We start from the raw sequence: 22104 nt of genomic DNA, 5'->3' as shown, positions 1-22104 counted from the left end.
CTTGTTTGCCAAGGGGCCGTGATCCCCTCACGCCAGCATCTGCAGAAAAAATAACCAGCCTCACCCCTTGAAATAGTCCGTACGGGCCTCATCTTTCATCTCAGAAAGTTATGTTGTTTGCCGCGCAAGCGGCGTCTGCCTGTTTGAAGGGGGAGTGCAATGCGCCTCGATCGCCTGACCAGCAAATTCCAGATTGCTATTTCCGATGCCCAGTCTCTTGCGCTGGGTCGTGACCACCAATTCATTGAGCCCGTTCACCTGATGACCGCCCTGGTCAACCAGGATGGCGGCTCTATTCGCCCGTTGCTGACCCTGACCGGGCTGGACATCAATGCCCTGCGCTCGCGTCTGGGTGAAGAACTCGACCGCCTGCCGCGTGTCAGCGGCGTGGAGGGAGACGTGCAGCTCTCCAACGGCCTCGGCCGGTTGCTCAACGTCTGCGACAAGCTGGCCCAGCAGCGCAAGGATCAGTTCATCTCCTCCGAACTGTTCGTGCTGGCGGCCCTCGACGAGAAGGGGACGCTGGGCGAACTGCTGCGTGCCCAGGGGCTGACCAAGGAGAAACTCGAAGCGGCCATCGACAAGGTGCGTGGCGGCAAGAAGGTGGAGGATGCCAACGCCGAGGAGAATCGCCAGGCGCTGGAGAAGTATACCATCGATCTGACCGAACGGGCCGAGATCGGCAAGCTCGACCCGGTGATCGGGCGGGATGACGAAATTCGCCGCACCATCCAGGTGCTGCAACGCCGTACCAAGAACAACCCGGTGCTGATCGGGGCTCCCGGCGTCGGCAAGACCGCCATCGTCGAGGGGCTGGCCCAGCGCATCATCAACGGCGAGGTGCCGGAGGGGCTCAAGAACAAGCGGGTGCTCTCCTTGGACATGGGGGCCCTGGTGGCCGGTGCCAAGTATCGCGGCGAGTTCGAGGAACGGCTCAAGGCGGTGCTGAACGACCTGGCCAAGGAGGAGGGCAACGTCATCCTCTTCATCGACGAGCTGCACACCATGGTCGGCGCGGGCAAGGGCGAGGGGGCCATGGACGCGGGCAACATGCTGAAACCGGCGCTGGCGCGGGGCGAACTGCACTGCGTCGGGGCTACCACGCTCGATGAATATCGCCAGTTCATCGAGAAGGATGCCGCGCTGGAGCGCCGCTTCCAGAAGGTGCTGGTGGAAGAGCCGAGCGTGGAGGATACCATCGCCATCCTGCGCGGCCTGAAGGAGCGCTACGAGCTGCACCATCACGTGCAGATCACCGACCCCGCCATCGTGGCGGCGGCCCAGCTGTCGCACCGCTACATCGCGGATCGTCAGCTGCCGGACAAGGCCATCGACCTCATCGATGAGGCGGCGGCCAGCATCCGGCTGCAGATCGACTCCAAGCCCGAGTCCCTCGACCGGCTCGAGCGGCGCATCATCCAGCTGAAACTCGAACAGCAGGCGCTGATGAAGGAGGATGACGACGCCAGCCGCAAACGGCTCGAGCTCATCAACCAGGAGATCGGCGAAAAGGATAGGGAATACAACGAGCTGGAAGAGGTGTGGAAGGCCGAGAAGGCCGCCCTCGCCGGCACCCAGCACATCAAGGCGGCGCTGGAGCAGGCCCGTCAGGATCTCGACGTGGCTCGCCGCGCAGGGGACTTGGGCCGCATGTCCGAGCTGCAGTACGGCCGCATTCCGGAGCTGGAGAAACAGCTGGATCTCGCCACCCAGGCCGAGATGCAGGAGACCAGCCTGCTGCGCAACCGGGTCACCGATGTGGAGATCGCAGACGTGCTGGCCCGCTGGACCGGGATTCCGGTGGCTCGCATGCTGGAAGGGGAGCGCGAGAAGCTGCTGCGGATGGAAGATCAGCTGCATAGTCGGGTGATCGGCCAGGAGGAGGCGGTCGAGGCGGTCTCCAACGCCATTCGCCGCTCCCGCGCAGGTCTATCAGACCCGAATCGCCCCATCGGCTCTTTCCTGTTCCTCGGGCCCACCGGGGTGGGCAAGACCGAGCTGTGCAAGGCGCTGGCGGAGTTCCTGTTCGATACCCAGGACGCCATGGTGCGGATCGACATGTCCGAGTTCATGGAGAAACACAGCGTGGCCCGTCTGGTGGGGGCGCCTCCCGGCTACGTGGGTTACGAGGAGGGCGGTTATCTGACCGAGGCGGTGCGTCGTCGCCCCTACTCGGTGATCCTGCTGGACGAGGTGGAGAAGGCCCACCCCGATGTGTTCAACATCCTGCTGCAGGTACTGGATGACGGCCGGCTGACCGATGGTCAGGGTCGCACCGTGGACTTCCGTAACACCGTGGTCATCATGACCTCCAACCTGGGGTCGGATCTGATTCAGGAGCACCACTCCGAGAAGGATTACGACGAGATGAAGGCCATGTTGATGGAGGTGCTGGCACGCAGTTTCCGGCCGGAGTTCATCAACCGGATCGACGAGACAGTGGTGTTCCACCCGCTCGGCGAGGAGCACATCAAGTCTATCGCCCGCATCCAGCTCAAGAGCCTGATGAGCCGTCTCGAGGCCCAGGGCTACGAGGTGGAGGTGAGCGAAGCACTGCTCGAGAAGCTGGTCCACGCAGGGTTCGACCCCGTCTACGGTGCGCGTCCCCTCAAGCGGGCGATCCAGCACAAGGTGGAGAACCCGCTGGCGCAGGCGCTGCTCTCCGGCCGCATCGTCCCCGGCAAGAAACTACTGCTGGGGGCCGACAGCAACGGCCTCACCATGACCCAATAACTGGATCGCTGATAAAAACGCAGGCCCCGAGCCTGCGTTTTTTTTGAGGGGTAATTGCATGCTCACCTTTTCCGTACTGGTGGATGACGATGTCCATCTGCCTGGCTGTCTGCCCGAGAAGGGGCTGTCGTTGCTGCTGGAGTGCGACGGCCTCAGGGTGCTGTTCGACAGCGGCCGTGGCCGGGCGCTGCGCCTCAACGCCGCCGTGATGGGGGTCGATCTCGCCTCGCTCACCCATGTGGTGCTCTCTCACGGTCATTACGACCATGTGGGCGGGGTAGGCTCGCTGCCCGTCTATCCGACTCCCATTCCTCTCATCGCCTGTCCGGACGTGTTCTGCGAGCGGGGCTACTTCCTGCCGCTTCCCTTCTGGCGGCGCAACCTCTATCGCCTGTCGGGAGGGCTGGAACGGGAATCGCTGGCAGCCAGAGGCTTGCTCCCCCACTGCTCGGCCGAGCCGGTGTGGCTCTCGGAGCGTCTGGTGTTCCTCGGCAGCATAGCTCGGCGCGAGCGGGCCGCCCCCTCGCTGCTTGGCTACATCATGCGGGACGGACGGGTGGAAAAAGACCTTATCAGCGACGATTCCGCGCTGGTCTACAAGAGCGAACAGGGGCTCATCGTCTTTATCGGCTGTGGTCACGCAGGGACCGAGAACATCATCGAGCGGGCCAGGGAGGTGTGTGGCGATGAGCGGATCCACGCCGTCATCGGCGGTCTGCACCTGAAGTTTTCCGGTTCGCAGCGGGCGGCGGCGCTTGGCGCCTATCTGCAGGAGGAGGGGGTGGAGAAGCTGTTTGCCTGCCACTGTACCGGCAGCAGGAAAGCGGATCTGCCGCGCCAGTGCCAGATCGGAGCCGGTTTCGAATACCGGTTTTCGGCGTAAAAAAAACGGCAATCCGAAGATTGCCGGGAGGAATGTAGTGAAGCGACCTGACGTGGGTTGAGCGGGTCGCAGGGGCAAGCCCCCGATGGCGAAGCAAGGCCGCTGCCGGTCTTGCCTCTTACAGCCTGCCGGGGTTGCGCTCGCTCAACCCCGACGGCCACTTGCCTGTTGCCATGCCGGCGGCGATGACGCCGGCATGGCCTTCATTCGTTACAGCATGCCTTGCACGGCGGCTTTCATCTCGGCCGGCCAGACACCGACCTGAACCTGACCTATGTGCTCTTTTTGCAGCAGCAGCATGGCCAGACGGGATTGACCGATGCCACCGCCGATGGTTTGCGGCATCCGTGCGGCCAGCAGATCCTGGTGCCAGTCGTACTGCAGGCGATCCTCGTCGCCGGTGATGGCGAGCTGGCGGCGCAGCGCCTCGGCGTCGACCCGGATCCCCATGGAGGAGATCTCGAAGCTGTCCTGCAGCACCGGGTTCCACACCAGGATGTCACCGTTCAGACCTGCCAGACCCAGCTCGCTGTGGCTGCTCCAGTCGTCGTAGTCCGGGGCGCGCACGTCGTGGCGCTCACCGTGGGAGAGGGCACCGCCGATACCGATCAGGAACACGGCACCCAGCTCCTTGGCGATGGCCCGCTCGCGCCCCTTGGCGTCGAGATCCGGGTAGCGGGTCAGCAGCTCTTCGCTGTGCACGAACTGGATTTCGGCCGGCAGGAAGGGGGTCAGCTCATGTTCGGCGCAAACCGCGCGCTCGGTGGCCTTGATGGCGGCCCAGATGCCGCGCACCGTCTCCTGCAGGTAGGCCAGATCGCGGCGCTCGCTCGGCATCACCTTCTCCCAGTCCCACTGATCCACGTAGACGGAGTGGATGGGGGTGAGGCGATCCTCGTCCGGACGCAGTGCCTTCATGTGGGTGTAGATGCCTTCGCCCGGACCGAAGCCGAAGCGGCCCAGGGTCTGGCGCTTCCATTTGGCCAGTGAGTGCACCACTTCGTAGCTGTGCTCAGGCAGGGTCTTCACCTTGACCTGCACCGCATTCTCGTGGCCAGAGAGGTTGTCTTGAGTGCCATCACCGACCCGGCTCAGGATGGGGGCTTGTACCTCCATCAGACCCAGTTGTTGGGCGAGTTGGCGGGAGAACATCTCTTTGACGAAGCTGATCTGTTGCTGGCTGCGAATGTAGTGCTGTTTCATGCTGAATACCTGTCTTGAACCCGTTGGATGTGAGGATTCTTCAACAGATCGCCAACTAAATTCAAGATTCGATAATAGAAATAGGCTTTGTGTATTTTTTTCTTCAAAATACACGGGTGATTAATGATGAATCATCAAAGGGAGTGCAAAAAAGTGCCGGAAAATTATCGGATCGATAATCTCGATCAGGCCATCCTCACCGCCCTGATGGAGAATGCACGGCTGCCTTACGCCGAGCTGGCCAAACAACTGCTGGTCAGCCCGGGCACCATCCATGTGCGGGTGGAGAAGATGAAGCAGGCGGGGATCATCGAGGGTACGCGGGTGCAGGTGAACCCGAAGAAGCTGGGTTACGACGTCTGCTGCTTCATCGGGATCAACCTCAAGAGCGCCAAGGACTACCCGTCGGCGCTGGCCAAGCTGCAGGCGCTGGACGAGGTGGTGGAGGCCTACTACACCACGGGCCACTACAGCATCTTCATGAAGGTGATGACCCGCTCCATCGACGAGTTGCAGACCGTGCTGATCCACAAGATCCAGACCATCGACGAGATACAGTCCACCGAGACGCTGATCTCGCTGCAGAACCCGATCCTGCGGGATGTGAAACCTTGAGCCGGGTTGCATGAGAGGGATGTAGAGATCCACTCCCGTGCGAGACGCTTGTCTCGCTGCAAAACTCGAGCTTGCGGGCTATGAAGCCCTGACCGGCCGATCAGGGTTCGATATAGGGGATGCCGTACTTGTCGTAGAGGGCCTTGAGCCGGCCGTCGCGTTTCATGCGCAGCAGCTCGGCGTCATAGGCCGCCATCTGGGCCGAGGTATTCTGGTCGGCGCGGGCGCGGGCCCAGGTGTTGAAGTAGGGGCTGCTCTTGAGCGGTTTGGGCAGGTAGTCGAGCTTGCCCTCCAGTCCCTCCTCCCTGATCTGGGCGAAGGCGGTGACCAGCGGCATGGGGACCGTATCGATCCGTCCGGCCAGCAGCTTGCGCAGCTGCAGCTGGTTCATGGTGATCTCCTGGAAGTGATAGGAGGGATCGGTGAGGGCGGCGGCCAGCTCGGGGGTGTAGGAGAAATCCTTGGTCACCCCGATGCGCCAGGGTTTGAGGTCGGCCAGCGTCTCGTAGCGGATCTTCAGCAGGTCGGCTTTGCGCACGAAAAAGTGCCAGCTGTGGCGGATATGGGCCTGTTGGGGGTAGATGAGGTAGCGTTCCCGCTCCGCCTTGTAGGAGTGCGTCATCACCACATCGCAAACACCGGTCTCTGCGTTGCGGGTGAGACGGGCACCGGAATCGGCCAGCTCGATCTTGATGGGGATCTTGAGTCTGCCGAAGATGGCGGTGACGATGTCGACATCGAGGCCCCTAGGCTGCTGAGCGGCATCGAGGTATTTGAGCGGGGGTTCCATCGTGCCACAGACGATCAGCTCCCTGGCAAAGGGGCTGAGCGGGAACAGTAGCCAAAGCAGGTGGATTACACGCAAACTACCTCTCCTGAACCCATTTGAAGATTATCTGGCGCCTGATACCAGTATATTGGGTTGCCCCTGATTCGTAGAGGCGACTGTATATGGCAAACCCTGAAATTGAAAGCGAGCTGGACGGCATCGACAGGCTGTCGGTCTGCCTCTATCGCCTGGGCTTGAGTCTGGCAGCCTTGCTGCTGCTGTGTCGAGGGGCAAGCTTGCTGATCGGGCAGGATTTTTTGACGCCGGCACAGTGGCTGACGGCGCTGGCCGTGGCCAGCGGGGTATGCGGCCTGTGCCTGCATGTCTATGACAAGCGCATTCGCTTCTTGCTGCAGGGGCTGGGCTGGGGCGCTCTGTTGCTCAGTGCGAGCGGGGCGCCGGATGTGCTGGTGCTGGGGGCGGCCCTGGCCACGCTGGCGGGGTTGGCCTTCAAGGAGCAGTTCTGCTTCGCCATTCCGGGGATCAGGGCGGTCCCCTTGCTGCTGCCTTTGCTATGGCTGCTGGAGCTGGCCGGCATCGGCTGGGCCGCCGCCCTGGTGGCGCTGGTGTGTGGCGCGCTGCTCTGCCTGCTCGCGCTGGCCAAGTGGCGGATGCCCCTGCACTTCGATATCGGCGACAAGGGGCGTTACCAGATTTAGGTGGGCAGGCAGGCCTTCATCTGCGTGTTGAGGGCCTGCATCACCTGCCGGCGGCTGATGATGCCTATTACCCGATTGCCCTCCAGCACCGGATAGACCTTGGGTTTGGCCCCGGTCATCTGGCGGGCCAGCTCCAGTATGCTGTCGTCCGGGCTGACCGAGAGCGGGGTTCGGTTCATCAGATCCTCGACCCGGGTGCGGGTATCGCAGTGATAGCTGCCGGTGAGCAGGCTCGGGATGCAATCCTGCTCGGAGAGAAACCCGATCAGCTGCTGCTGCGGGTCCAGCACCGGCAGGCCGCTCAGGCCGGCGTCATGCAGTCGGTCCAGCGCCTCGGCCAGGCCGAGCTGCGGGGTGAGGGAGTGGGTCAGACGGCTCATGTGATCGCGGATCTGCAACATGGAAGTGGCTCCGTAAGGTGATGATGGGGCCACTATGCCCGCCGGATGGCGGCAACGGCCAATGGCTTGTGCCGTGGGGATCGATAGGCATTCCTGCGGATAAGAGAGGAGGGATTATGCGTGCATTGGTGACAGGATGTGGCCGTCGGCTCGGTTTCTATCTGTGCGAACAGCTGGTGGCGGCAGGCTGGCAGGTAACCGGCAGCTATCGCAGCGAGCGACCGGAGCTGGCGCGGTTGCGGGCGCTGGGGGTGACGCTGGTGCAGGCCGACTTCAACCGGGAGCAAGAGGTGGGCCGGCTCATCGAGGTGCTGGCCTCCCAGCCGGATCTGGCGCTGGTGATCCACAACGCCTCGGCCTTTGAACCGCAGGCGAGCGAGCCGGCGGCCCAGCTGGCCCAGTTTGATCAATTCTACCGGGTGCACATGGCGGCCCCCTTCCAGCTCAACCGGGGGCTGGCCCCTCAGCTGGCACGCCATCCCAACGCCAGCATCATCCACATCACCGACATCTATATCCACGCTCCGGCGCCCCAGTTCGCCAGCTATGTGGCCACCAAGGCGGGGGCCCATTCGCTCGCCATGAGCTTTGCCCGCGAGCTGGCGCCGGCCATCCGGGTCAACACCATAGAGCCTGGCCCCATTCTGTTTCTCGACGAGCATGGGGATGCGTGGCGTGAACAGGTGCTGGCGAAGACGCCGCTGGCGCGGGAAGGGGGGCTGGCGCCCATCTGGCAGGCGGTGCAGTTGCTGATGCAGAACGACTACATGACCGGGGCCAGCATCCGGGTGGATGGTGGCCGCGGTCTGGCCGTCATCTAGCCATCAACAGGGGATGGCCATGTCGCGCTGCAGGGCGACGGGGGCCAGGCCGACCTGCCCCTCTTCGATCACCTTGCCTGCCATCAAGCGAGTGTGTAGCGGCAGGGTCACCTTGGGGTCGTGCACCTCTCCTTTGCCGTAGAGTTCTGCCAACAGCTCGTCGAGATAGGCGTCAACCCGGGCGGCGGAGAAGTCGTCGTCCTCGCTGCTGGCCAGGATGTCGATGTCCAGCGGGCGGTCCCGCACCTTGCAGTGCGGATCGCTGCGATCCCGGCCGTGGGCCAGCTCCATGGCGACGAAGTGTGCCTTGAGTCGGGGCTGGGCCAGCTCGCTCTCGGCGACGAACAGGCAATTGAGAAAGTCATGGCTTGAATGCATGCCGACCGGCTTGGTCTGGATCACCGAACTGAGCCGCAGGCGGCCAAAGTGGGCAAGCAGCTCGGCAACCGCCTGGCCGACATGCTGGTGGGGGTCAAGATTCGACCCTATGCTACACAGATAGAACATGTCATCAGTCCTTTGATAGGGCTCATCTGAAATTCTTACACAGCTCACGGTTATCGGCTTAACTATGCATTAACATCTGTTCGTCTGTTGTGATCAGGCTCTATCATCTTGGCAAGAAAGGAGATTTGCATGAGTGTGGAACTGAAATGGGCACTGCTGACCGCCTCGGGTGCGTTGGCCATGATCCTGATTATCTGTGTGGTATCCGTGGGTCTGGCATGACCCCGGAAGAGAGCATGAACCGGCCTTCTGGCCGGTTTTGCTTTTTGGGGGAGTGCGGATATGCTGACCCACCCCAGATGAAGTGAGACCGCACAAGATGACCAAGGTACGCCCACGCTCCCTGTTGCAAGTGGTATTGATGGGGTTCGTCCTGGTGTTGATGCCGCTAGGCGGCATGATCTGGCATGACAGCCAGGCCCTCGACCACCTCAGCCAGTTGACCAGCGACGAGCTGGAGCGGGCGGTGCGCGATACCCGCCGGGCCACTCTGCTGACCACCCAGGCCATCGATCTTGAGCGGACCCTGCGCCGTTATGCGGTGCTCGGGGATGAGCGCATCCTGACCAGCTACCAGCAGCAGCTGGCGAGCTACCGCGACCAGCTGGCCGCCCACCAGAGTTCCATTCCTGACGCCGAGGCCTATGGCGGCATCGAGCAGGCCCTCGTCTGGCTCGACAGCCTGCAGGATCTCGCCCGTGCCAAGGCAGAGTCCAACAGCCCCAAGTTTGACGAGTTCAACGAGGCCAACCAGCAGCTCGAGATCATCACTCGCAGTCAGGTAGACGATCACGTCAGCAAGGTGCGGGCCACCATCGCCGCCCTGATGACCGAGATCTGGTGGGTCAGCGGTTTCGTGGCAGTGCTCAGCCTGCTGCTGGTATTGCTGTTTACCTACCTGATCATCCACCCCGTGCGTCAGATTGAGTCGCGGATCTTGAGTCTGGGGGCCGGTGTGGAGCCGGACAAGCGACCGGTGGACGGGCCGGCCGAACTGGTGCTGCTGGGGGAGCGGATCGGCTGGCTGCACGACAAACTGAAGGAGCTGGAACAGCAGAAATACCAGTTCCTGCGCCACGTTTCCCACGAGCTGAAGACCCCGCTGGCGGTGCTGCGGGAGGGGGCGGATCTGCTCTCCGAGCAGCTTGTAGGGCCGCTCACCCAGGATCAGCAGGAGATCTGCCAGATGCTGGAGGAGAACAGCCGGCGTCTGCAGACCCTGATCGAGCGGCTGCTCGATTTCAACCGGCTCAGCCAGCAGGAGGTGTTCACTTTGACGCCGGTGGCGCTGGCGCCCCTGCTGTCAGAATTATCTGCAGAATACCGGCTGGCGCTGGAATCCAAACAAATCAGTGTACACTTGCCGACCGATCCGATCACGCTGAAAGCTGAGCCATATCGCTTGCGGCTGATCCTCGATAATCTGTTCTCCAATGCGGTCAGCTACGGCGCCAAGGGAGGGCAGATCTGGATCCGTGCCGGGCAGGATGGCAACGGCAGCTGGCTGGAGGTGGCCAACGAGGGGCCCGCCATTCCCGTGGCCGAACGGGAGCGGATCTTCGAACCCTTCGAGCAGGGCAGTATTGTGCGCCAGGGCTTGCTGAAAGGCTCCGGAATGGGGCTCTCCATCGCCCGGGAATCGGCGATGAGCCTTGGCGGCGAGTTGGTATTGGTTGAAGATGAACAGGCGGATGTCTGTTTCCGGTTGACGTTGAAGTGAAGCCCAAGATGAAACAATGTGTTGTTCCGGTATTGATGATGAGCCTGCTCACAGGCTGTTCCCTGCTGCCAGCGCGTGACCCGGCGGCGTCGCCGGATCTTGCCCTCGCCAAGCGGATGGAGTTTGCCAACAAGGAGATGCAGGTGCGCCTGCAATACTCGGACTGGCTGCTGGCCAGCCATGCCCAGCAACGGGCCCAGGAGCGCCAGCGCCTCAAGGGGGCTACCGACCTCGAGAGCCGGGTCAGCCTGGCCATGGTCAACACCCACCCGTCCGAATCGGTGGCCAGCCGGCGAGCCGGTCTGGACAAGCTCAAGAGCCTGCTGCCCGAGCTCGGCCTGGATGCCCAGGCCTTCCTGCGCAGCTGGATTGCCCTCGGCGAGGAGCTGCTGGCCCGTGACAGCCGGCGCGACGATCAGAGTCAGGAGGTGCAGCGTCTGCGCCGCCAGATCGAGCAGCTCTCCGCCATCGATGAACAGCTCAATCAGCGCAAGCTGAACGGCAACGGCGAGGCGCTGAAATGAGTCGCATCCTGCTGGTTGATGATGATGCCAGCCTGCTCAAGCTGATGAGCATGCGTCTGCGCAGCCAGGGTTATGAGGTGGATACCGCCGACAGCGCCGAAGGGGCGCTGGACCGGTTGCGTCAGCAACGGGCCGATCTGGTGCTGAGCGACTTGCGCATGGCCGGCATGGACGGGCTGGCGCTGTTCGAGCGGATCCAGTCCCAGTGGCTGGGGCTGCCGGTCATCATCATGACTGCCCACGGCACCATTCCCGATGCCATTCAGGCGACCCGCTCCGGGGTATTCAGTTTTCTGACCAAGCCCATCGACAAGGACGAGCTGTTCGCCACCATAGAGCATGCGCTGAGCCTGACGCGCCCAAAGCAGCGCCAGGAGTGGCAGTCGCTGATCCTGACCCGCAATCCGCAGATGGAGCAGTTGCTGATCCAGGCCAGCAGCATCGCCACCATGGAGGTGCCTGTGCTGATCATGGGCCCTTCCGGTTCCGGCAAGGGGGTGATGACCCAGGCGCTGCACCAGGCCAGCAGCCGGCGTGATCAGCCGCTGTATGTGATCAACTGTGCCGCGCTGCCCTGGGCTGCGCTGGATCTGCAGCTGTTCGGCGAGGATGGCCAGTCCGGCCTGTTTGAGCAGGCCAAGGGGGCGACCCTGTTTCTTGACGAGATAGGGGATCTGTCGGAGTCGCTGCAGGCCAAGCTGCTGCAGGTATTGCAGGAGTACGGCCAGGGCACGCCTGAGGTGCGGGTCATCAGCTCCAGCCATCAGGATTTGGTGGCGGCGATGGAGGAGGGGCGCTTTCGGGAAGATCTCTTCTATCGGCTCAACGTGGCCAACATCACAATGCCGCCCCTCAGTGCCCGCAGCGAGGATATCCCCTTGCTGGCCAGGCAGGCGCTGGACGAGTATCGCAGCCGCCACGGCGAATGCGCCGCCCTCGGCTTCTCGCCGGAGGCGCTGGCGTTGCTGGCGGCGGCGGCCTGGCCCGGCAACGTGCGCCAGCTCTACAGTGTGGTGGAGCAGCTGGCCAGCCTCTGCTGCAGCCCGGTGATCGGTGCCGCTATGGTGGAGTCTGCCCTGAGTGTCGGCAGTGGTGGCATCCCCTCGTTCAACGAGGCGCGGGCCGAGTTCGAGAAGGAGTATCTGATCCGGCTGCTGCGCACCACCGAGGGCAATGTCACCCTGGCGGCCAGCATGGCGGGCAGAAACCGCACCGACTTCTACAAGCTGTTGAACCGGCACGGCATAGAAGCGGCAAACTTCAAGTCGAAGGGATAAATGACAGAGGGGCGGCCCGTTGATGACGGGCCGCCCCTCTGGTTTCAGACCGAATCGGTCACGTTAGGCCGGCTCAAGCCGGGTCGGTGACGCCAGCCGTGGCGTGGGTTTTCTGGGTTTTATGGGAGAGCCAGAGGCCGCTCGCCTTCATCAGGTAGCCAAACAGCGCACCTATCACCAGCGATGGCAGGATCAGTCGCCACTCTCCCGCCGCTCCGAAGGTGGCACAGCAACCGGCGAAGGTGCCGGGAATGTAGGAGAGCCACTGCTGCCTGGCCTGCACGCACATCAGGGTCGCCACCACCCCGGTCATCAGGTAACCCGCCACCCCGGCGCCCCACCAGGCGTCGCCATGGATCAGCAGCAGGGCCCACAGCATGCCGCTGGCATTGCACAGCAGGGTCTGCAGCAGCGCCTTGTAGCCGCCGCTGGAGGCGAAGTAGCTGGTGCAGCCGAGGAAGCCGACCCAGGAGATGAGGCCGAGGGTGACGGCGACCCAGCCCCAGACGGCGGAGAGGATCCCGGTCGTGATGGCGATGGCGATCAATGGGCTCATGGCGTGACTCTTCAGTAGTGAAATCCGGAAAAAGGGGAGCCTACCCCGCGCAGGGGGGGCGGCAAGCAGGGGCGGAATTGTGTGTGATCTGCATCACTCATTTCAACTCAGGAATACGCTTGCGCTCGCGAAAAAAATTCATGGTGAGGCGGTCGTGTCTGCACCATAGTTAGAGGCCCTGTCCTGCTCATGGAGTGAGTCTGATGGTGCCAAATGTGATCGTTCCCCTGCTGGTGTTCGTAGTGCTGTTTCTGGTCGGAACCATGGCCAAGGCACTGCCCCTCTATCAGTTCATGTAATTTTCCGTGAAATAAAACTCGGCCGGGGCGGGTCTTATGATTGTTACCCTCATCGCCCCGGGAGTTTTTCCATGTTGCTCAAGCGCCGCTCTGCCCATCACCTCATCGAACAGGACGTCACGCCGGAAGCCGTCTATCAGGATCGTCGCCTGATCCTGAAAGGGCTGGGGCTCGGCGCCGCCACCCTGGCGTTGCCGACCCAGGCCGGGGTGCTCGATCTCTTCTCTGGCGACAAGCCGGCACCGGTCGCCACCCGGGCGCTCAACATCCACGCCGCCGCCCGGCCGGAGGGGCTGATCCTCACGCCGGAGGAGAAGGCCACCACCCACAACAACTTCTACGAGCTTGGTACCGACAAGGGGGATCCGGCTCGCAACGGTCACTACCTCAAGCCCGAGCCCTGGACCCTGAAGGTGGAAGGGGAGGTGGCCAAGCCGTTTACCCTGGATGTGTGGGATCTCATCAACAAGAGCACGCTCGAGGAGCGTATCTACCGGCTGCGCTGCGTGGAGGCCTGGTCCATGGTGCTGCCCTGGAGCGGCATCGCGCTGGCGGACCTTATTCGCCGGGCCGAGCCCACCAGCCGCGCCAGGTTCGTGGCGTTCGAGACCCTCTATGATCCGGAGCAGCTGCCCGGTCAGGCTTCCCGCTCCCTCGGCGGTGGCATCGACTATCCCTATGTTGAGGGGCTGCGTATCGACGAGGCGATGCATCCGCTCTCCTTCCTGGCGATGGGGCTCTATGGCAAGGCGCTGCCGGCCCAGAACGGTGCGCCGATCCGGCTGGTGGTGCCCTGGAAGTACGGCTTCAAGAGCATCAAGAGCATCGTCTCCATCCGGCTGGTGGAGGAGATGCCACCCACTACCTGGAACCTGCTGGCCCCCAACGAATACGGCTTCTACGCCAACGTCAATCCAGCGGTGGATCACCCGCGCTGGAGCCAGGCCAGCGAGCGCTTCATCGGCGAGGGGGGCATCTTCGGCGCCAAGCGCCAGCCGACCCTGATGTTCAATGGCTATGCCGACGAGGTGGCGTCCCTCTATCAGGGCATGGACCTGCGCAAGTGGTATTGAGACGAGAGGAGCTGACATCATGACTCTGCGACTGACGGCGCGTCACATCACCTTGCTGCGGGCGCTGGTACACCTCGCCTCGCTGGGGTTTCTGCTCTGGCTGCTGGTGGCCGTGCCCGGCGGTCTGCTGGGAGGGGATCCGGTACAGGGGCTGACCCACTATCTGGGCAAGGGGGCGCTCAATCTGCTGTTGCTTACCCTGCTGGTGTCGCCGCTGGCCAAACGCTGGCGGCAGGGGCAGCTCATCAAGCTGCGCCGCCCGCTCGGGCTCTGGTGCGCCGCCTGGGCCGGTCTGCACTTTATGGTCTGGCTGGGGCTGGATCTGCAGTTCGACTGGCGGTTGATTGGCGGTGAGCTGGTCAAGCGCAGCTACATAGTGGTGGGGATGGTGGCGCTGCTGTTGCTGCTGGCGCTCAGCCTCACCTCGATCCCGGCCCTGCTGCGGCGCATGGGGCCGGCCTGGCAGAAGCTGCACAACTGGATCTACGCGGTGGCCCTGCTGGTGCCGGTGCACTACTGGTGGTCGCTCAAGAGCGGCTGGCAGGAGCCGCTCATCTACCTGTTGCTGGCCTGTGCCCTGCTGGTGCCACGCCGCGACAAGCTGCTGCGCCCCTGGCGCCGGCTTCGGCCGCAGAAACTGAGGGAGGCATGAGGCCGGCAGTGCGCCGCCCCGGCAACCTGCCATAAAAAAGAGGCCTAGTCGGCCTCTTTTTTGATGTCACCCGTATGGGCGTCGACCAGGAGTCGTACCCGCTGCCCCTGGGCATCCAGGGTTTCCACCTCGAATTTGTCCCCTTCCAGCTCCACTTCCCGAATGTCGTGATACCCTTGGGCCACCAGCAGCTTGACCAGCCCTGCCATGTCGAGACGGCTTTCGGCCGCCCAGCCGAGGGTGGAGAAGAGGCAAAGGATCAGCAGGAAACTGCGTAGGATCATATTCATTCCGGATTCATGGCTGGCAGACTATAAACGGCATTATGTTAGGTTTTGGGAGATGAATCATCCATGAATAGAGCCCTGTCTCTGCTTGGGTTGCTGCTGCCGGCACTGGCACAGGCGGCCACGCCGAACGAGGCCTTGCTGCAGCAGGCGGTCAGCGAGGGACGGGTGCGCCCCTTTCATGAGGTGATGGAGGTGGCTTCCCGCTTGCCGGTACGGGTGCTGCGGGTCGATTTGGGGGAGGAGGACGGCATCTGGCTGTACGAACTCAAGCTGATCGACAGCGAGAACAGCGTCATCAAGGTGGGCTATCGGGCCGACAACCTGGAGATGGTGTGGCTCAAGGGTCACCATCTGGAGCGGCTGTTCGAACCGCGTCCGCCCCCGGAAGAGGAGTGATGGAGTGAGCCCGCGAACCCACCGTCCAGTTCGTCCCCCCAACCGCTGCCGGTTCCGGCACAACCCTGCTTTGGATACCCATTTATGCGAATTCTGATAGTTGAAGATGAGAAGACCCTGGCTGGCCAGCTGGCGGAACAGCTGCGCCTGTCCGGTTTCGTGACCGACCTCTGCCACGACGGCAACGAGGCCGGCTTTCTCGGCGAGACCGAGCCCTACGACGCCATCATTCTGGATCTCGGTCTGCCGGGGCGCGACGGCCTGAGCGTGCTGAAGGAGTGGCGCAGCAAGGGGATCGACACCCCGGTGCTGGTGCTGACCGCTCGTGGCCAGCTGCACGAGAAGATCGAGGGGCTCAACGCCGGGGCCGATGACTACCTCACCAAGCCGTTCCAGGTGGCCGAGCTGGTGGCCCGGGTCCATGCCCTGGTGCGGCGGGCGGCGGGCAACGCCAGCTCGATCCTGGAGATCGGCGGGGTGCGTCTGGACATGGCGGCCTCTCAGGTGTGGTACGAAGGCACCCCCATCAAGCTCACCGCCCACGAGTTCCGGGTGCTCGGCTATCTGATGCAGCACAGGGGCAAGGTGGTGTCGCGCAGCGAGCTGATCGACCACATCTACGCCCAGGATTTCGACCGCGACTCCAACACGGTAGAGGTGTTCATCGGCCGGATCCGCAAGAAGACCCACTCCGATCTCATCGAGACGGTGCGCGGCCTTGGCTACCGGATAAACGAATGAGCCTGATCTTGATGCCCTTTTGCAGCGGAGCGGCTGAATGAGGCTGGTGCGTACCCTGCGGGGGCGGCTGGTGGTCATCGCCATGGTCTGGTGCGGCCTGTTCCTGTTCGCCACCGGCTTCAGCCTGCAGACCATGATGCGCAACTACTGGCAGGAAGCGGAGGCCGACGGCCTGCGCCTGCAGCTCTACGATCTGCTCTCCCGCCTCGAGATCCAGCCGGATGGTTTGCCGGTGGTCACCGAACCCATGGCCGATCCCCGCTTTCGCCAGCCCTACTCCGGTTACTACTGGCAGCTGGAGCTGGGGGAGAGCGTGGTCAGCCGCTCCCGCTCCCTGTGGGATGTGCACCTCGACGTGCACGGCCTGAAGTCGGCCTTCGGCGATCCGGATCTGTTCGTCGGCAAGGGGCCCAACAAGGAGCCGCTGCTGATCATGACCCGTACCGTGCTGCTGCCCGGTTCGGATCGGGTGTTCACCCTGGTGATGGCCAAGGACAGCAGCGCCCTGACCCAGACCCTGAAGAAGACCCGCATCAGCCTGTTCCTCGGCCTCGGCTTTGCCGCGACCGGGCTGGTGCTCGGCTTCATGTTCCAGATCGTCTACGGCCTGCGGCCGCTGCACCTGTTGCGGCGCGAGCTGAGCCGGGTCCATCAGGGCCATCAGGAGGGGTTCCGGCTGCGCTACCCGCTGGAGATCCAGCCGCTGGTGGAGGACATCAACCGGCTGCTGCACCACTATGGCGAGCTGTTGCAGCGGGCCCGCTCCCACACCGGCAACCTGGCCCACGCCCTCAAGACGCCGCTCAGCATCATGCGCAACCAGGTGGCCCAGCTGCCACCGGAGGATCAGGCCGCCCTCGGCGAGCAGCTCGATCAGATCCAGCGCCACATCGACTACCACCTCGGCAAGGCGCGGGTGACCGGCGCCGCCAAGATCCTCGGGGTGTCGACCCCGGTGCGGGCGCGGGTGGAGTACATCTGCCGCGCCTTCTCCCGCCTCTATCCGGGCCGGGAAGTGGATCTGCAGGTGCCGGCCACCCTGGCGGTCGGGGTGGAGGAGCAGGACTTCGACGAGATGGTGGGCAACCTGCTGGAGAACGCCTTCAAGTGGTCGGTCGGCCGGCTGCGCATCTCCAGCGCCGAGCTGGGGGGCTGGATCACCCTGCGCATCGAGGATGATGGTCCCGGCATGAGCGAGGATCAGATCGCCAAGGCAGTGCTGCGCGGGGTGCGGCTCGACGAGAAGGTGCCGGGTTCGGGGCTGGGGCTCAACATCGTCTCCGATCTGGCGGAAGCCTACCGCGGCAGCCTCATCATGGGACGCGCCGAACTGGGCGGGCTGGCTGCTTCCCTCTCGCTGCCCAAGGTGGCAAGAGTGGAGAGCTAGGCATAAGATATGGCACCTGTTTTAGCCTGAGGAAGAGAACCATGACCGATGATCCATGGGCACTGTGTCACCTCGACGATTCGTTCGATGCCTCCGTGCTGGGCACCAAGGGGGCCCAGATCCAGTGGTTTGAGGATCGCGACAGCCTGATTGCCTTCCTGCTGGAAGATTTCGTCGACCTGCTGGCCGACGTGGGCGAGCTGGATGAGGATCAGACCGAGCGGGCGCGCGAGCGCTTCACCCTGCTGGTGGAGCAGAGCTTCGACGATCGCGGCCTGATGGACGCCATCAACGATCTCGCCTCCGGCCTGCGCCGCATCGCCTGGCTGGGGCCGCTCTCCGAGCTGGCCGAGCTGAGCGATGACTTCGCCTCCGGCCTGCGCCGCTACTTCTGGAGCCAGTACGACGGGGATGAAGATGACCCGGATGCCTGGGTGCCGGAAGAACTCTGGCCTCAGCTGGTGGAGTGTGCGGAAGAGTACATGGTGGAAGGGGACTTCTGATTCTGAGCCCTTGTCCGCGCTCTGGCTGCAAAGCGGGTGGAGTGTGCACAAGAGTAGATGGTTGAGGGTGGCTTCCGAGTCACACCACAAACCGCGATAAGAAAACGGCGCCTTGATGGCGCCGTTTTTGTTGCTCAGTCCTCTGCTCAGGCGTTGGCCGGCACCGCATGGGCGGTGTTGACCGGGGCCGGGCCCTGGTACTTCTCGATCTGCAGCTGGGCCATGTGACCGCAGTTGCCCTGCGCCAGGCTGGAGGTGCCCTCGTCGAAGGTGAGGCAGTTGACGTTGCCGTTCTTGCACAGGCTCCCCGCCTCGCCCGGTTTGGCCGGATCGAACCAGGCCCCTTCGCACACCCGCACCACCCCCGGGCGGATGTCGGTCGAGAGCAGGGCCCCCACCAGGATCTGGCCGCGGTCGTTGAAGGCCCGCACCAGATCGCCATCCTGGATGCCGCGTGCCTTGGCGTCGTCCGGGTGGATCAGGATCGCCTCGCGATCGGCGATGGCGAACTTGTCCCGCAGCGGGGTGTTGTCGAGCTGGGAGTGCAGCCGCTGGGTCGGGTGCGAGGTGTTGAGCGACAGCGGATAGCGGGTTGCCTCCTTGCTCTTGATCCACTCCTTGGGCTCATACCACTTGGGATGGCCGGCGCAGTCGGCATAACCCATGCCGGCCACCGTGCTGGAGAAGATCTCGATCTTGCCGGACGGGGTACCGAGCGGGTTGAGCAGCGGGTTCTCGCGGAAATCGGCGTGACGGATCCACTGGCGGTTCGCCTCGGGCACCGGGAAGCGGATGTAGTTGTTGGACTCCCAGAACATGTTGAACGGCGGCAGCGCCACCCGGGCGCCGCGGGCCTGGGCGGCCATGCCGTCGTACATCTGCTTGAGCCACAGCATCTCGTCCTTACCTTCGGTGTACTGCTCCTGCAGACCCAGCTTGGCGGCGACGTCGCGGAAGATGTCGAAGTCATTGCGCGCCTCGAACTGGGGCGGCACGCACTGGTGCATCGGGAAGACGTAGCGCTGGGAGTAGTCGCCGCCCATCTCCAGATCGTTGCGCTCGTAGCTGGTGGTGGCCGGCAGGACGATGTCGGCGTGCTTGGCGGTGGCGGTCCAGTAAGGCTCGTGCACGATCACGGTCTGCGGCTTGCGCCAGGCCTTGACCAGGTTGTTGGTGTCCTGGTGGTGGTGGAAGGGGTTGCCGCCCGCCACGTAAACCAGCTTGATGTCCGGGTAGGTCACCTTGCGGCCGTTGAAGTCGATGGTCTTGCCGGGGTTGGCCAGACAGTCAGCGATGCGGGCCACCGGGATCGGCGCCGGCCCGTTCTTCGGCGCATTGCCGGCGGAGATGCCCGCCAGGATGCCGCCCTTGGCGGTGGGGCTGCCACCGGAAGAGTAGTGGTAGCTGAAGCCGTAACCGCCGCCCGGCAGGCCGATCTGGCCCAGCATGGCGGCCAGGGTGACCAGCATCCAGTTGGGCTGTTCGCCGTGCTGCTGCCGCTGCATGCCCCAGCCCGCCATGATCATGGTGCGCTTGGACGCCATGTCGAGGGCCAGCTGGCGGATCACCTTGGCGTCGACACCGCAGATGGTGCTCGCCCACTCGGCGCTCTTCGGCTGGCCGTCTTCCTTGCCGAGCAGATAGGCGAGGAACTTGTCGAAGCCGGTGGTGTAGCGGTCGAGGAAGGCTTGATCGTGCTTCTGCTCGCTGTAGAGGGTGTGGGCTACCCCCAGCATCATGGCCACGTCTGTGTAGGCATTCGGCGCAATCCATTCAGCCCCGGCCAGTTTGGCGGTTTCGTTGTAGACAGGGTCGATGCTGATGATGCGGGTACCCTTCTCCTTGAGCGCCTTGAAGCCGGCCTGACCTTCGTGATCCGGCATGTTCCAGCTGTTCTTCAGGGTGACCTGGGCGTTGACCCCCCACAGCACCACCAGTTCGGCGTGCTCGATGACGTTGGGCCAGGCGGTCTGCTGCTCATACACCTCGATGGAGCCCATCACGTGGGACATGATCACCTGGGCTGCGCCGGCGGAGTAGTCGCCGGCATAGCCGGTGAAGCCGCCCGCCAGGTTCATCAGGCGGTGCAGCAGGGTGCGGCTGTTGTGGAACATGCCGACGCTCTTCCAGCCGTAGGAACCGGCGTGGATCGCCTGCGGGCCGAAGTCGCTCTGCACCCGGCTGATTTCGCCGGCCACCAGGGCGATGGCCTTCTCCCAGCTCACCCGCACCCACTCGTCGGCGCCGCGCAGCTCGGGTTTTGCACCCGGGCCCTGCTCCAGCCAGCTCTTGCGCACCATGGGGTACTTGATGCGGTTCTTGGCGTGGACCTGGAACGGCGCCATGTCGATGAGATCGTTGGGGGCCGGATCATCGGCCACCGGCTGGACCCGTACCATGCGGCCCTCTTCGACGATGGCCTCGAAGGCCCCCCAGTGAGCGCCGGTCAGGATGCCTTTCTGGGCCGGCACCAGGGTCGGGAACTGTTCAAGGGCCGTACTGATGGCCTGGGCCAGCGCGCTTTTCGGGAAGACGCCGGCCAGCAGCGGCAGGGCGGCACAGGCGCCGAGCCCCTTGAGCAGGTTGCGGCGGGAGAGATTGGTTTGCTTATCGGTAAAAAAAGTCATGACGATTTCCTCTGTGCCAGCCTTAGTGCGCCGCGTTCATGTCACTGGCATGTTTCTGGACGTATTGGGTCAACATGCGTGCCTGTTCCGGGGTCAGGGAGGTGCGTGATTCCATCCCCTTGATGACACCGATCCACTGGTTGGCGTTGAAGTGATCCAGTGCGGTGAGGCCGTGGCAGCCGGTACAGTTGTTGGACATCAGGGTGGAGGCGTACTGCCACAGCTTGCCCTGATCGCCGATGAGCTGACTCTGATCCACCCAGGCGGTCAGGCTGACCTGATGCCAGGTGAGGTTGGTGGCGCTGTCGGTTTCGCTCTTGCCGGTGGTGAGCTGTGCCTTGGCCTTGTCGCCGAGCAGGGTGCTCAGGATGCGCTTGCCGGGGGCGGCGTAGAACACCTCGCTCACCCCGTCCTGCTGCCAGCCGTCGATGCGCACCTGGGCGCGGCCGTTGTCGTTGGCCAGCACTTCCACCTGGGTGGAGGGCATCAGGGTGCCTTCGTCAGTCTTGGCGCCGGCATCCAGATAGAGCGGGGTGGTGGCGATGGCGTAACGGGTGGTGACGTTGGCCGGGGTCTGGGCGGCGGCTTGCGCCAGCTCGCTGGCACCGGCGGCGGCCAGGCCGCTCATGTCGGGCATGATGTGGGCGACGCCGCGGTGGCAGTCGATGCAGGTCTGGCCCTCCTTGATGGCGACCGGGTGCTCGGAGCGGGCGTTGGGGCGCTGGGCCAGGATGTCCATGGCCGCGTAGCTGTGGCAGCTGCGGCAGGTGGCGGAGTCGTTGGCCTTCAGCTCGTCCCACACCGACTGCGCCATGCGCAGCTTGTGGGCCTCGTATTTCTCCGGCGTGTCGAGGGTGCCGATCGCCTCGTGATAGATGTCCTTCACGGCGCGGATCTTGGTCCACAGATAGGAGGTGGGATCACCCGGAATGTGGCAGTCGGCGCACTCGGCGCGGATGCCCTTCACGTTCTGGAAGTGGACGCTGCCCTGATACTCGGCCAGCGGGGTCTGCATGGAGTGGCAGGAGACGCAGAACTCGGTGGAACTGGTCTTGTGCATGACGGTCACCGTGACCCCCAGCGCTGCAACGCCCAAGAGGGCTCCAAGCAGCAGTAGCCAGAACCAGGTTTTTCTCAACAGTTTTCCAAGCATGACGGCGTTTTCCTACGTTCAAATATTACCAATATAGTAGTATCTATGGAGAGGTAGTTGATTGACCTCTATCATGATTTATATTTTGTATTGTTATTTTAAATGCAATTATTATTTTGTTATTTATCATTTAACTGAATTTAATCTAACATCCTGCGATTTTACCGTCTTTTTGCTCCTCGTTTGAGGCGTAATTGATGCCGCTGCGCCACTTTCTCTCCACTTTTTATCGTTGGGCCATGACTCCCTGCTCCC

Annotated in this window: 23 protein-coding genes; 15 read left to right on the top strand and 8 right to left on the bottom strand. The window is 63.3% G+C overall.

Annotated features, from left to right (window positions below):
* Window positions 1-159: 159 nt before the first annotated feature.
* Together clpB and I6L33_RS02935 are read left to right on the top strand one after the other, a co-directional pair.
* Complete coding sequence (gene clpB, locus I6L33_RS02940) at window positions 160-2733, top strand: ATP-dependent chaperone ClpB (protein ID WP_201892738.1); 2574 nt, start codon at window positions 160-162, stop codon at window positions 2731-2733.
* 58 nt (window positions 2734-2791) lie between these two features.
* Window positions 2792-3616, top strand: a complete 825-nt coding sequence (locus I6L33_RS02935) for an MBL fold metallo-hydrolase (RefSeq protein ID WP_216973513.1) — start codon at window positions 2792-2794, stop codon at window positions 3614-3616.
* A 210-nt stretch (window positions 3617-3826) separates the two neighbouring features.
* On the opposite strand, the gene asnA is transcribed toward I6L33_RS02935, so the two are convergent.
* On the bottom strand, window positions 3827-4819 hold the full coding sequence (gene asnA, locus I6L33_RS02930; protein ID WP_024942111.1) for an aspartate--ammonia ligase: 993 nt from the start codon (window positions 4817-4819) through the stop codon (window positions 3827-3829).
* Window positions 4820-4972: 153 nt separating this feature from the next.
* Here asnA and asnC point away from each other — a divergent pair, with 153 nt between their 5' ends.
* Window positions 4973-5434: a transcriptional regulator AsnC gene (gene asnC / locus I6L33_RS02925; protein ID WP_005306422.1), complete on the top strand. Its 462-nt coding sequence runs from the start codon at window positions 4973-4975 to the stop codon at window positions 5432-5434.
* A gap of 100 nt (window positions 5435-5534) precedes the next feature.
* On the opposite strand, the gene I6L33_RS02920 is transcribed toward asnC, so the two are convergent.
* Window positions 5535-6299: an ABC transporter substrate-binding protein gene (locus I6L33_RS02920; RefSeq protein ID WP_017781190.1), complete on the bottom strand. Its 765-nt coding sequence runs from the start codon at window positions 6297-6299 to the stop codon at window positions 5535-5537.
* Window positions 6300-6385: 86 nt separating this feature from the next.
* On the opposite strand from I6L33_RS02920, the gene I6L33_RS02915 reads away from it, so the two are divergent.
* Complete coding sequence (locus I6L33_RS02915; protein WP_005306418.1) at window positions 6386-6922, top strand: DUF2301 domain-containing membrane protein; 537 nt, start codon at window positions 6386-6388, stop codon at window positions 6920-6922.
* Here I6L33_RS02915 and I6L33_RS02910 read toward each other — a convergent pair.
* Window positions 6919-7323 (bottom strand): CBS domain-containing protein, encoded by a 405-nt coding sequence (locus tag I6L33_RS02910; protein WP_216973512.1) that lies wholly within the window; start codon window positions 7321-7323, stop codon window positions 6919-6921. The two genes, I6L33_RS02915 and I6L33_RS02910, sit on opposite strands and share 4 nt — an antisense overlap.
* Before the next feature lie 116 nt (window positions 7324-7439).
* Between I6L33_RS02910 and I6L33_RS02905 the strand changes: the two genes are divergently transcribed.
* On the top strand, window positions 7440-8144 hold the full coding sequence (locus I6L33_RS02905) for an SDR family oxidoreductase (protein ID WP_017787107.1): 705 nt from the start codon (window positions 7440-7442) through the stop codon (window positions 8142-8144).
* A 3-nt stretch (window positions 8145-8147) separates the two neighbouring features.
* Here I6L33_RS02905 and I6L33_RS02900 read toward each other — a convergent pair whose 3' ends face one another.
* Window positions 8148-8651: a 2-amino-4-hydroxy-6-hydroxymethyldihydropteridine diphosphokinase gene (locus I6L33_RS02900; RefSeq protein ID WP_010635829.1), complete on the bottom strand. Its 504-nt coding sequence runs from the start codon at window positions 8649-8651 to the stop codon at window positions 8148-8150.
* 129 nt (window positions 8652-8780) lie between these two features.
* Here I6L33_RS02900 and I6L33_RS02895 point away from each other — a divergent pair, with 129 nt between their 5' ends.
* The 4 genes from I6L33_RS02895 (at window position 8781) to I6L33_RS02880 (ending at window position 12172) form a co-directional block, all read left to right on the top strand.
* Window positions 8781-8873: a YnhF family membrane protein gene (locus I6L33_RS02895; protein WP_005306410.1), complete on the top strand. Its 93-nt coding sequence runs from the start codon at window positions 8781-8783 to the stop codon at window positions 8871-8873.
* A gap of 97 nt (window positions 8874-8970) precedes the next feature.
* On the top strand, window positions 8971-10371 hold the full coding sequence (locus tag I6L33_RS02890) for a HAMP domain-containing sensor histidine kinase (RefSeq protein ID WP_017785623.1): 1401 nt from the start codon (window positions 8971-8973) through the stop codon (window positions 10369-10371).
* Between the two features lie 8 nt (window positions 10372-10379).
* Window positions 10380-10895, top strand: coding sequence for a hypothetical protein (locus I6L33_RS02885; protein WP_017764803.1), 516 nt, complete (start codon window positions 10380-10382; stop codon window positions 10893-10895).
* Window positions 10892-12172, top strand: a complete 1281-nt coding sequence (locus tag I6L33_RS02880; protein ID WP_216973511.1) for a sigma 54-interacting transcriptional regulator — start codon at window positions 10892-10894, stop codon at window positions 12170-12172. The genes I6L33_RS02885 and I6L33_RS02880 overlap by 4 nt, the downstream gene beginning before the upstream one ends.
* A gap of 73 nt (window positions 12173-12245) precedes the next feature.
* On the opposite strand, the gene I6L33_RS02875 is transcribed toward I6L33_RS02880, so the two are convergent.
* Window positions 12246-12728 carry a DUF1097 domain-containing protein gene (locus tag I6L33_RS02875; RefSeq protein ID WP_010635831.1) on the bottom strand — a complete coding sequence of 161 codons (483 nt, stop codon included), beginning with the start codon at window positions 12726-12728 and terminating at the stop codon, window positions 12246-12248.
* 370 nt (window positions 12729-13098) lie between these two features.
* On the opposite strand from I6L33_RS02875, the gene msrP reads away from it, so the two are divergent.
* Together msrP and msrQ are read left to right on the top strand one after the other, a co-directional pair.
* Window positions 13099-14100, top strand: a complete 1002-nt coding sequence (gene msrP / locus I6L33_RS02870; protein ID WP_117405880.1) for a protein-methionine-sulfoxide reductase catalytic subunit MsrP — start codon at window positions 13099-13101, stop codon at window positions 14098-14100.
* A gap of 19 nt (window positions 14101-14119) precedes the next feature.
* A complete protein-coding gene (gene msrQ / locus I6L33_RS02865) occupies window positions 14120-14752 on the top strand; it encodes a protein-methionine-sulfoxide reductase heme-binding subunit MsrQ (RefSeq protein WP_005306391.1) in 633 nt (210 codons plus the stop codon).
* Window positions 14753-14796: 44 nt separating this feature from the next.
* On the opposite strand, the gene I6L33_RS02860 is transcribed toward msrQ, so the two are convergent.
* Entirely contained in the window at window positions 14797-15042 is a 246-nt protein-coding gene (locus I6L33_RS02860) for a PepSY domain-containing protein (protein WP_017781184.1), read from the bottom strand.
* A 63-nt stretch (window positions 15043-15105) separates the two neighbouring features.
* Here I6L33_RS02860 and I6L33_RS02855 point away from each other — a divergent pair, with 63 nt between their 5' ends.
* The 4 genes from I6L33_RS02855 (at window position 15106) to I6L33_RS02840 (ending at window position 18069) form a co-directional block, all read left to right on the top strand.
* Window positions 15106-15438, top strand: a complete 333-nt coding sequence (locus tag I6L33_RS02855; RefSeq protein ID WP_011707718.1) for a PepSY domain-containing protein — start codon at window positions 15106-15108, stop codon at window positions 15436-15438.
* A gap of 84 nt (window positions 15439-15522) precedes the next feature.
* Window positions 15523-16179: a response regulator transcription factor gene (locus I6L33_RS02850; RefSeq protein ID WP_011707717.1), complete on the top strand. Its 657-nt coding sequence runs from the start codon at window positions 15523-15525 to the stop codon at window positions 16177-16179.
* A 37-nt stretch (window positions 16180-16216) separates the two neighbouring features.
* Entirely contained in the window at window positions 16217-17566 is a 1350-nt protein-coding gene (locus I6L33_RS02845) for a sensor histidine kinase (RefSeq protein WP_216973510.1), read from the top strand.
* Between the two features lie 41 nt (window positions 17567-17607).
* Entirely contained in the window at window positions 17608-18069 is a 462-nt protein-coding gene (locus I6L33_RS02840; protein WP_010635837.1) for a hypothetical protein, read from the top strand.
* 146 nt (window positions 18070-18215) lie between these two features.
* Here I6L33_RS02840 and torA read toward each other — a convergent pair whose 3' ends face one another.
* Window positions 18216-20696, bottom strand: a complete 2481-nt coding sequence (torA, locus tag I6L33_RS02835) for a trimethylamine-N-oxide reductase TorA (protein WP_216973509.1) — start codon at window positions 20694-20696, stop codon at window positions 18216-18218.
* Window positions 20697-20718: 22 nt separating this feature from the next.
* Window positions 20719-21849 carry a NapC/NirT family cytochrome c gene (locus tag I6L33_RS02830; protein ID WP_216973508.1) on the bottom strand — a complete coding sequence of 377 codons (1131 nt, stop codon included), beginning with the start codon at window positions 21847-21849 and terminating at the stop codon, window positions 20719-20721.
* Window positions 21850-22104 lie beyond the last annotated feature (255 nt).

Origin of the sequence: Aeromonas sp. FDAARGOS 1403, from assembly GCF_019047325.1 — a bacterium.
Classification (GTDB): Bacteria; Pseudomonadota; Gammaproteobacteria; order Enterobacterales; family Aeromonadaceae; genus Aeromonas; species Aeromonas dhakensis.
This window is presented reverse-complemented; position numbering and strand designations above follow the sequence as displayed.